Annotated in this window: 11 protein-coding genes; 9 read left to right on the forward strand and 2 right to left on the reverse strand. The window is 64.4% G+C overall.

Features of this window, described 5'->3' with window-relative positions:
- Positions 1 to 67: 67 nt before the first annotated feature.
- The 8 genes from OO306_RS23515 (at position 68) to OO306_RS23550 (ending at position 8507) form a co-directional block, all read left to right on the forward strand.
- Positions 68 to 520 carry a MarR family winged helix-turn-helix transcriptional regulator gene (locus tag OO306_RS23515; protein ID WP_085273902.1) on the forward strand — a complete coding sequence of 151 codons (453 nt, stop codon included), beginning with the start codon at positions 68 to 70 and terminating at the stop codon, positions 518 to 520.
- Positions 517 to 2604, forward strand: a complete 2088-nt coding sequence (locus OO306_RS23520; RefSeq protein WP_027595113.1) for an FUSC family protein — start codon at positions 517 to 519, stop codon at positions 2602 to 2604. The genes OO306_RS23515 and OO306_RS23520 overlap by 4 nt, the downstream gene beginning before the upstream one ends.
- On the forward strand, positions 2601 to 2813 hold the full coding sequence (locus OO306_RS23525) for a DUF1656 domain-containing protein (RefSeq protein WP_027595114.1): 213 nt from the start codon (positions 2601 to 2603) through the stop codon (positions 2811 to 2813). The genes OO306_RS23520 and OO306_RS23525 overlap by 4 nt, the downstream gene beginning before the upstream one ends.
- On the forward strand, positions 2810 to 3685 hold the full coding sequence (locus tag OO306_RS23530) for an HlyD family secretion protein (RefSeq protein WP_099428035.1): 876 nt from the start codon (positions 2810 to 2812) through the stop codon (positions 3683 to 3685). Before OO306_RS23525 ends, OO306_RS23530 begins: the two co-directional genes overlap by 4 nt.
- Positions 3682 to 5103 carry an efflux transporter outer membrane subunit gene (locus tag OO306_RS23535; protein WP_265970041.1) on the forward strand — a complete coding sequence of 474 codons (1422 nt, stop codon included), beginning with the start codon at positions 3682 to 3684 and terminating at the stop codon, positions 5101 to 5103. Before OO306_RS23530 ends, OO306_RS23535 begins: the two co-directional genes overlap by 4 nt.
- Positions 5104 to 5746: 643 nt before the next feature.
- Positions 5747 to 6001 (forward strand): hypothetical protein, encoded by a 255-nt coding sequence (locus tag OO306_RS23540; protein WP_265970042.1) that lies wholly within the window; start codon positions 5747 to 5749, stop codon positions 5999 to 6001.
- Positions 6002 to 6017: 16 nt separating this feature from the next.
- Complete coding sequence (locus tag OO306_RS23545) at positions 6018 to 6269, forward strand: DUF3077 domain-containing protein (RefSeq protein WP_099428037.1); 252 nt, start codon at positions 6018 to 6020, stop codon at positions 6267 to 6269.
- Positions 6270 to 6563: 294 nt separating this feature from the next.
- Positions 6564 to 8507 carry a cytochrome c/FTR1 family iron permease gene (locus OO306_RS23550; RefSeq protein ID WP_265970043.1) on the forward strand — a complete coding sequence of 648 codons (1944 nt, stop codon included), beginning with the start codon at positions 6564 to 6566 and terminating at the stop codon, positions 8505 to 8507.
- A 27-nt stretch (positions 8508 to 8534) separates the two neighbouring features.
- Here the strand turns inward: OO306_RS23550 and OO306_RS23555 are convergent, their stop codons facing one another.
- Both OO306_RS23555 and OO306_RS23560 read right to left on the reverse strand, forming a co-directional pair.
- Positions 8535 to 8780, reverse strand: coding sequence for a TIGR02647 family protein (locus tag OO306_RS23555; protein ID WP_027595121.1), 246 nt, complete (start codon positions 8778 to 8780; stop codon positions 8535 to 8537).
- Positions 8781 to 8849: 69 nt separating this feature from the next.
- Positions 8850 to 9149, reverse strand: coding sequence for a hypothetical protein (locus OO306_RS23560; protein WP_027595122.1), 300 nt, complete (start codon positions 9147 to 9149; stop codon positions 8850 to 8852).
- A gap of 147 nt (positions 9150 to 9296) precedes the next feature.
- Here OO306_RS23560 and OO306_RS23565 point away from each other — a divergent pair, with 147 nt between their 5' ends.
- Positions 9297 to 9959 carry a glutathione S-transferase gene (locus OO306_RS23565; protein WP_265970044.1) on the forward strand — a complete coding sequence of 221 codons (663 nt, stop codon included), beginning with the start codon at positions 9297 to 9299 and terminating at the stop codon, positions 9957 to 9959.
- The last annotated feature ends 87 nt before the right edge of the window (positions 9960 to 10046 follow it).

Raw genomic sequence — 10046 nt, forward strand, 5'->3', positions numbered from 1 at the left:
TGACGACAGGGGGAGGGCGAGGCGTATATTGATAGTTAGCAAACTATGAATATCCTTGGTTCCCTTCATGACCCTTGATCTCCTGCGCCTGCAAGTCAGCAGCGGCATGGTGGTTGCCGCTCGCCATTGGCGGCGCATCTGCCACGCGGCCCTGACTGGCTATGGCATTTCTGAAGCCTGCGCCGCGCCGCTGTTGATGATCGTGCGCCTGGGCGACGGTGTGCATCAGGTGGCGGTGGCCCAGGCCGCCGGCCTTGAAAGCCCGTCGCTGGTACGCCTGCTCGACCAGCTGTGCAAAGCCGGGCTGGTGTGCCGCAGCGAGGACCCTCTCGACCGCCGCGCCAAGGCCCTGAGCCTGACCGCCGAAGGCCGCGCCTTGGCCGAATCCATCGAAGCTGAGCTGGTGCGCTTGCGCCGTGAGGTGCTGCAGGGCATCGACCAGGCTGACCTTGAGGCCGCCTTGCGCGTGCTGCGCGCGTTCGAAGCCGCCGGCCTCGGCACACCCGGCGGGGCAGCATGAACGGATTCTTCAGCTCGGTCCCCCCAGCCCGCGATTGGTTCTACGGCGTGCGCACCTTCGCCGCGTCGATGATCGCCCTGTACATTGCCCTGCTCATGCAGCTGCCGCGCCCGTACTGGGCGATGGCGACCGTCTACATCGTCTCCAGCCCGTTCGTCGGGCCGACCAGTTCCAAGGCCCTGTACCGCGCCCTGGGCACCTTGCTCGGGGCCGGCGGGGCGATATTCCTGGTGCCACCCTTGGTGCAATCGCCGCTGTTGCTGAGCGTCGCCATCGCCTTGTGGACCGGCACCTTGCTGTTCCTCTCGCTGAACCTGCGCACCGCCAACAACTACGTGCTGATGCTGGCGGGCTACACGCTACCGATGATTGCCCTGGCCGTGGTCGACAACCCCACCGCGGTGTTCGATGTGGCATCGTCGCGGGCTCAGGAAATTTGCCTGGGCATCGTCTGCGCGGCCGTGGTCGGTGCAATCTTCTGGCCGCGCCGCCTGGCCCCGGTGGTGGTTGGCTCGACCGGCAACTGGTTTGCCGAGGCGATCCGCTACAGTGATACCTACCTGGCCCGTGACGTCGCCGCCGACAAGGTGGGCGGCATGCGTGCCTCGATGGTGGCCACGTTCAACACCCTGGAAATGATGATCGGCCAGCTCGGCCACGAGGGTGCCGGCCCTCACACCTTGAAGAACGCCAGCGAGCTGCGTGGGCGGATGATCCACCTGCTGCCGGTGATCGACGCCTTGGACGACGCCCTGGTCGCCCTCGAAGGCCGCGCGCCCGTGCAGTTCGCCCAGTTGCAACCGTTGCTGGCCGAGGCCCGCGAGTGGCTCAAAGGCACTGCCGACGATGCCTCCCTGGCGCCCTGGGCCGCCTTGCACGAGCAGATCACCCGCCTGCAACCCAGCGCCGCCGCACTGGACCAGCGCGCCGGCCTGTTGCTGTCCAACGCCTTGTATCGCCTGACCGAGTGGGTCGACCTTTGGCAAGACTGCTGCACCCTCCAGCACGCCCTGCGCAAGGATGACGCCACGCCCTGGCGCGCCGCATACCGCCACTGGCGCCTGAGCCGCCTCACGCCCTTCTTCGACCGGGGCCTGATGCTGTACTCGGTGTTCTCCACTGTCACCGCGATCATCGTCGCCAGCGGCTTGTGGATTTTGCTCGGCTGGAACGACGGCGGCAGTGCGGTCATCCTCGCCGCCGTAGCCTGCAGCTTCTTTGCCGCGATGGACGACCCGGCGCCGCAGATCTACCGGTTCTTCTTCTGGACGCTGATGTCGGTGATCTTCTCCAGCGTCTACCTGTTCCTGGTGCTGCCCAACCTGCACGACTTCCCGATGCTGGTGCTGGCATTCGCCGTGCCGTTCATCTGCGTCGGCACGCTGACCGTGCAGCCGCGCTTCTACCTCGGCACCTTGCTGACCATCGTCAACACCGCCACCTTCATCAGCATCCAGGGCGCGTACGACGCAGACTTCCTGACCTTCATCAACGCCAACCTGGCCGGCCCGGTGGGGCTGCTGTTCGCGTTCATCTGGACCTTGCTGCTGCGCCCGTTCGGCGTCGAGTTGGCAGCCAAGCGCATGACCCGCTTCGCCTGGCGCGACATCGTCGAGATGACCCAGCCCGCCACCCTGGCCGAACACCGCCAGGTCGGCGTACAGATGCTCGACCGCCTGATGCAGCACCTGCCGCGCTTGTCGCAGACCGGCCAGGACAGCGGCGTGGCACTGCGTGACCTGCGCGTGGGCCTGAACCTGCTCGACCTGCTGGCCTACATGCCCCGCGCCAACCCGCAGGCCCGTGAGCGCCTGGCCACGGTCATCGAGGAAGTCGGCGCCCACTACGCCGCCTGCCTGCGCGCCAACCAACGCCTGCACGCCCCGGCCACGTTGCTGCGCAACATGGAGCGCGCGCGGCAAGGGCTGGCGCTGGACGACCACAACGACCGCGGCGATGCCCGCGTGCACCTGCTGCATGCCCTGAGTGGCCTGCGCTTGGCCTTGCTGCCTGGGGTCGAGGTGATGCTCGAGCCGACCGAACAACCGCAACTGCCCCCCGGCATCGATGGAGCCCCACTGTGATCGGTGATCTGGATATCAGTGGGGTGTTCCTGCCCACGCTGCTGGTGATGATGGTGTTCACCTACCTGCTGTTTCTGGGCGTGCACGCCTTGCTTGTGCGCCTGCATTTTTACCGCCTGGTCTGGCACCGGGCTTTGTTCAACGTTGCCCTCTACGCCGTGATGCTGGGCGCGGTCGACCACTTTTGCCGAAACCTGATGCTGCCATGAAAAAACCTTTGCTGACCCTGGGCCGTGTGGTCCTGACCTTGCTGGTCGTGAGTTTCGCCGCCGTGCTCGTGTGGCAGATGGTGGGCTACTACCTGTTCGCCCCCTGGACCCGCGACGGCCACATCCGCGCCGATGTGATCCAGATCGCCCCGGATGTGTCCGGGCTGATCCAGAAGGTTGAGGTGCGTGACAACCAGGTGGTCAAGCGCGGCGACGTGCTGTTCACCATCGACCAGGACCGCTTCAGCCTGGCCCTGCGCCAGGCCAAGGCGACCCTCGCCGAGCGCGAGGAAACCCTGGCCCAGGCTGCCCGCGAGACGCGCCGTAACCGCAAGCTGGGCAACCTGGTCGCGGCCGAGCAACTGGAAGAGAGCCAGTCCCGCGAAGCCCGCGCCCGCTCGGCGGTCAACGAGGCACAGGTGGCCGTCGATACCGCCCAGCTCAACCTCGATCGCTCGGTGGTGCGCAGCCCGGTGGATGGCTACCTCAACGACCGCGCCCCGCGTAACCACGAATTCGTCACCGCCGGCCGCCCAGTACTGTCGGTGGTCGACAGCGCCTCGTATCACGTCGATGGCTACTTCGAAGAAACCAAACTCGGTGGCATCCACATCGGTGATGCCGTGGACATCCGCGTGATGGGCGACAACACCCGCCTGCGCGGCCACGTACAAAGCTTTGCCGCCGGCATCGAAGACCGCGACCGCAGCAGCGGCGCCAACCTGCTGCCCAACGTCAACCCGGCGTTCAGCTGGGTGCGCCTGGCCCAGCGGATTCCGGTGCGTATCGCCTTCGACGAAGTGCCGGAAGACTTCCGCATGATCGCCGGGCGCACGGCCACGGTGTCGATCATCGAGGACAAGCGCCCATGAAACGCCTGATGCTGGTGGGCATGGCCCTGTCCCTCGGTGCCTGTGCCCTGGTTGGCCCGGATTACGAAGTGCCGAAAGACGCGGCCGTGCAGCGCAGCGACCTCAACGGCCCGCTGCGCCAGGACGCCGACAGTGTGGTATCGGCGCCGGTGCCCGAAGACTGGTGGCAGCTGTATCAGGATCAGCGCCTCAACCAACTGGTGCGCCAGGCATTGAGCGCCAATACCGAGCTGCAGGTGGCTGCGGCCAACATCGCCAAGGCTCGCGCCCAGGTCGAAGTGGCCGAGTCGCAGGGCGGTTTCAGTGGTGGCATCAAGGCTGGCGCCCAGCGCTTGCAGGAGTCTGGCGAGGCCTTTTTGCTGCCCGAGAAGGTACCCGTGGCCAATATCGGTGAAGCCATCATCAGCGCCTCCTACCAGTTCGACCTGTGGGGCACTTTCAAGCGCGGCACCGAGGCGGCCAAGGCCAACGCCGACGCGGTGCAGGCCGCCGCGGACACCGCACGCATCACCCTGGTGGCGGATGTGGTCAAGGCCTACACCCAGGTGTGCTCGGCCAACGAGGAATACCACATTGCCCGCGAGTCGCTGGACCTGCAGGAGCAAGGCGTAAAGCTGAACCAGCGCCTGCGCGATGCCGGCCGTGGCGACGAAACCCAGGTCACCCGCTCGCAGACCCAATTCAAATCCCTGCGCGCCGAACTGCCACGCTTCAAGGCCGAGCGCGAAACCGGCTTGTATACCCTCGCTGCACTGCTGGCCAAACCGGTCGAGCAGTTGCCCGCCGGCACCGCCGATTGCGCCGAACTGCCGCACCTGGCCCAACTGATCCCGGTAGGCGACGGTGCCGCGCTGCTCAAGCGCCGCCCCGACGTGCGCCAGGCCGAGCGCCAACTGGCGGCCGCCACCGCATACATTGGCGTGGCCACGGGCGCGCTGTACCCGGACATCAGCATCGGCGCCCAGGTGGGCACCATCGGTATCCTCGAGAACCTTGGCGAGCCCTCCACCAACCGCTGGGGCTTTGGCCCACAGATCAGCTGGACCATCCCCACCAACGGCACCCGTGCCCGCATCCGCATGGCCGAAGCCTCGACCCAAGCGGCGCTGGCGCATTTTGACGGCGTGGTGTTGAACGCCATCCGCGAGACCCAGACCCGGCTGGCGCAGTACAGCGCCTTGCTCGACCGGCGTGATGCATTGGCCGAGGCAGAGAAGTCGGCCAAGGAAGCGGCGGACCAGACGCACCGGTATTACCAGGCTGGCCGTGAGTCGTTCCTGGCGGATTTGCAGGCGACGCGGACGTATACCGATATGCGCGCGCAGTTGGCGGCGGCGAATAGCCAGGTGGCGGTGGGGCAGATTGGGGTGTTTTTGGCGTTGGGTGGGGGATGGAAGGGGGCTGCTGGCAAGCCTTGATCATTGTGTGGTGGCGAGAAGGTGTTTGGCGACAGGGTTGCGGCGCCTATGAGATCGAGCGCCGCCCGCGCGGCGCTTCGCGGGGCAAGTCGGACCGCCGCACCGCCGCTCCCACATTTGTTTCGGGCCAGTTTCGCCTGTGATGGCGGCGCGCGACCGCCTTGTTTGTATGACGCGATATTGAGGCGGGCGCCAAGGGGGCGCGTGCCAATGCCTCAGGAAAATTGGCCCGAAACAAATGTGGGAGCGGGCTTGCCCCGCGAAGCGCCGCGCGGGCGGCGCTCGGTCTTGAGGGCGCCGAACCTCTAACGCCGAACACCCCGAATACGTAAGACATTTCCGAATCTGAAACCAAATGCTTCAGCTCTCGCTATCAGGCGAACTATCCTACGCGCCTGTCGGAAGGTGCTGTCTAGGCGGGGAGATGCCCCAGGAATAATGTCCTCGGGTCGCCTCGCAAGGCGATCGGGCGTGAGACACCCGGTTCTATAGCACATCGCTTAATGGCGGTCGTACGCGGGCAGGCTTCGGTCTGGCCGGGTATGCCTATGGACCCGGGTCTCACCCCGCGTATGACTGCCACCCAGATCCGTGAGACGAAAAGGAAGGCAGTTACCTATCCGCATGCCATAGGTGCCCCACCATGAAAAAAATCGTCCCCGACCCACCGCCCTCAACCCTCCTTCTGCTCGACCCACCCCTCATCACGCTCCAAGACCCTCCCTGCGCCGAAACGTGCGACCTGCTGATCCGCGCCCTGACCCTGACCGTGGAGCAGACCACCTCCGCCCTGCTAGACAGCAGCCCTGGCCTGATGCGTGACGCGATGGGCATGAACATCCGCCTGTTGTGCCGGATGATCAACGCCCTGTGCGACCAAACCCGCGCCAGCGCCTAAGCCGAGGAACGACAAGATGCGCGACGATCCCACAGCGTCTTCCACCGCAGGCGAGGAAACCTTCGACCTGTTCCGCCTGCAACCTGACGTCCCCTTCAACCACGCCTTCTCTCAGTTGTCCGTACTGCTCGGCTGCATCCGCCACCTGACCACCGAAGCGGAAATGGAGAATGACCGCGTGGCCGGCAGTGCAGCGCGGATTCTCAGCGAGATGGCCAAGGCATTGATCGACGATATGGAGCGGGGGATGGCCAAGGCTGTTCAGTAGTTTTCTAGTGAATACAGGGCTGCCTTGCAGCCCTCTCGATGCAATGCTCTGTGCGCACTGGGTTCGACTTTATGGAAATCCTCATAATCGGCTTGATCCTCAAGTTTTTTCTCACTGCGCCATGAAAATTCTGATTTTTAGCATTTTCCCCGATTTTTTTCTGACAATACCTGCGCCTCAGGTTCGACGCCTTCTACAAGAATCAACGCGCCTCCTGGGTTGAAGTTCATTTGTCACAAGATTTTTCATGAAATCCGCTGGCGAGCCTTGAGCAAAGGAAAGTGGAAGTGAACAATGTTCTCTTTCGCATTCCCTCCGAGACTGGCCATGAAAACCCGTTCCCGTCTGCTTGCCTGGCTGCCTGCTTTACTGCTTGGCCCAGTGCTGGCGCTGTGCAGCACCGTGGTGCTGGCCGAAGCCCCCGCCGAGGCCGCCAAGGCCTTGCACCTGCTCGATTACATCGGTGCCGACTACCCGCCGACCGTGCGCGATGGCAAGGTGATCGACGAGGGTGAATACCGCGAGCAACAGGAATTCACTGCGTTACTGGCCGAACTGGTCAAAGGTTTGCCGGCGCATGCTGAGCAAACGGCACTGGAGCAGGGCGTAGAGGGGTTGCGCCAGGCCATTGAGCAGCGTCATGAAGGCGCCGCCGTTGCCCGTCAGGCCCGCCAGTTGGGCGCGCGCCTGGCGGTGGCCTACGAGGTTAGCCAGGCCCCGGTGATCACCCCGGACCCGGCCCGCGGGGCTTCGCTGTATGCGCAGAACTGCTCGATCTGCCATGGCGATACCGGCGCCGGCGATGGCCCGGCCGGTGTCGGCCTGGAACCGCCGCCCGCTAACCTGCGCAGCGTCGAGCGGCTTGACCAGTTGAGCCTGTTCGACCTGTACAACACCCTTGGCCTGGGCATCGAAGGCACCGAGATGCCATCGTTCGCCGATCAGCTCGATGAGCGTCAGCGCTGGGACGTCGCTGCCTATGTGGCAAGCTTCACGGCCCAGCCTGAAGCCGCCAAAGGTGACAAGGTCTGGAACCTGGCCGACCTTGCCCGCCAGACCCCGGCCGAAGTCGCGGCCAACGAAGGCGCCAGTGCGCTGGACGCGTTCCGTGCCCAGCGTGCCCAGCCGCCGCAGGTCAAACGCGGCCCGGCGCAGTTGCTCGAGTACACTGCCAGCACCCTGGATAAAAGCCTGGCCGCCTACCGCGAAGGCGATCACGACCAGGCGTATGACCTGTCGGTGGCCGCGTACCTGGAAGGGTTCGAGCTGGTGGAAAGCTCGCTGGACAACATCGATACCCAAGCGCGCAAAGACACCGAAAAATCCCTCATGGCTTACCGCCAGTCACTGCAGGACGGTTTGCCAGTGGCCCAGGCTGAGCAGCGCCTGACCGAAGCCAAGGCCAAGCTCGGCCAGGCCGCCAAACTGCTGGGCAGCGATGGCCTGAGTTGGTCGCTGAGCTACATTTCCGGGCTGTTGATTTTGCTGCGTGAAGGCCTTGAAGCGATTCTGGTGCTGGCGGCGATCCTGGCCTTCCTGCGCAACACCGGCCAGCAGTCGGCTGTACGCAGCGTCAATATCGGCTGGGGCCTGGCGCTGGTAGCCGGCTTTGTCACCTGGGCCCTGGCGGCTTATGTGATCGACGTGGGCGGTGCCCAGCGCGAGCTGCTGGAAGGCTGCACGGCGCTGTTTGCTGCGGTCATGGTGCTGTGGTTGGGGGTATGGATGCACGACCGCCGCCACGCTGCGGCCTGGCAGGACTACATCAAGAGCAGCCTGGTCAGTGGCGGCGGGCGCTTCGGCTTTGCCGTGCTGGCGTTCTTCTCGGTGTACCGCGAGCTGTTCGAAGTGATCCTGTTCTACGAAACCCTGTGGCTGCAGGCGGGGCCTGCCGGGCATCAGGCGGTGCTGGCAGGGGGCGCGACGGCGCTGGTGCTGCTGGTGGGGTTGGCGTGGGTGATTTTGCGCGGTTCGGCCAAGCTGCCGCTGTCGCTGTTCTTCAGCATCAACGCGGCGCTGTTGTGCGCGCTGTCGGTGGTATTCGCCGGGCACGGCGTCAAGGCACTGCAAGAGGCCGGGGTGCTGGGCACGCGGCCGGTGGCGTTCTTCGAGTTCGACTGGCTGGGCATTCATGCCGATGCCTACTCGCTGGCAGCCCAGGCGGTGGCATTGCTGGCCATCGTGTTCCTGTACGGGCGCTCGCGGTTGGCCGAGAAGCGCAGGGCGGCGGCCAGCTAAGGCCGCCCTCCTGGTAAACCTGTTCGATCAGGCCGGTTGTGGCGCCTTGAGAATGTTCTGCAGCAGTTGAACACTGTCGACGGCGTCATGACCCAGGCTGGTCAGGTAGCCACCATCGGGTTGATCGGTCAGCCCTTTCTCGAACAGGCGCTGAGCGGCCGCGATCAGGGCAGGGGAGGCGTGGCTGTTTATCTTGATGCCTTCCTGGCTGCTGTCGTGCTTGAACAGCGCGAGGACTTCCAGTTCGGCGATCAGATCGGGGGTAAAGGACATGGCGACTCCTGACTTCCAGACGAGGATGGCGGCACCGTCATCGGTGCCTGACCTTCGAGTGTAGTCGGGTTATTCGTCGTCGCCTTGATCCATCTCAGGTGGCAGCTCGGGCAGGGCGCGCAGGGCGTTTTCATACCACTCGCTATTGAAGGCGCGGTCTTCCACCAGCATGTTGTCGATCTCGAAGGCCAACACATGGGCCATCAGGTTGAGGATGTCCTCGCGCGCGTAGCCGACCAGGGTGAGCTTGTTGAAGGTGGCTTTGGCGGCAGGCGGCTCGCCGCTTTCGATCTGGTTCTCGATGGCCTGTGTCAGCGTTGCCTCGGCGAAGGCTTCGTCGTCATTGTCGATGTCGGTGGGCTCGCTCATGGCGGTACTCCTGTGATGGGGCATACAGTTTGCCATGCCTGTGCTGGCAATGTCCGGTCATCGACCGGGTGCATGACGCTGGTCAGGCGCTGGCGCAGGGGCTATAAAAGCCGGGCCATCCCCATACGGCCTGGAGGCTGTTACCCCATGCTCAAGCTTCACGGATTCTCGGTCAGCAACTACTACAACATGGTCAAGCTGGCGCTGCTGGAAAAAGGCCTGCCTTTCGAGGAGGTCACCTTCTACGGCGGCCAGGCGCCCAAGGCACTGGAAGTCAGCCCGCGGGGCAAGGTACCGGTACTGGAAACCGAGCACGGCTTTATCAGCGAAACCAGTGTGATCCTCGACTACATCGAGCAGACCCAAGGCGGCAAGGCACTACTGCCAACGGACCCGTTCGAGCAGGCCAAGGTGCGTGAGCTGCTGAAGGAAATCGAGCTGTACATCGAGCTGCCGGCGCGTACCTGCTATGCCGAGTCCTTCTTTGGCATGGCGGTAGAGCCGTTGATCAAGGAACGCGCCCGTGCCGACTTGCTGGCCGGCTTCGCCACGCTCAAGCGCAATGGGCGCTTCGCACCCTATGTGGCGGGTGAGCAGCTGACCATTGCCGACCTGATGTTCTGCTTCTCGGTCGACCTGGCCTACGCGGTGGGCAAGAAGGTGCTGAACCTCGACTTCCTCGCGGACTTCCCCGAGGCCAAGGCATTGCTGGAGAAAATGCGCGAGCACCCGCACATGGCGCGGATCCTGGCAGACAAGGACGCGGCGATGCCGGCCTTCATGGAGATGATTCGTAGCGGCAAACGCTAACTGTAGCTAGCGCTGAACCTGTAGGAGCAGCCTTGTGCTGCGAAGAGGCCGGTGCAAACACCTTAGATCCATGGTGTTTGCACCGGC

Source organism: Pseudomonas sp. DCB_AW (genome assembly GCF_026240895.1).
GTDB classification, from domain to species: Bacteria; Pseudomonadota; Gammaproteobacteria; order Pseudomonadales; family Pseudomonadaceae; genus Aquipseudomonas; species Aquipseudomonas kermanshahensis.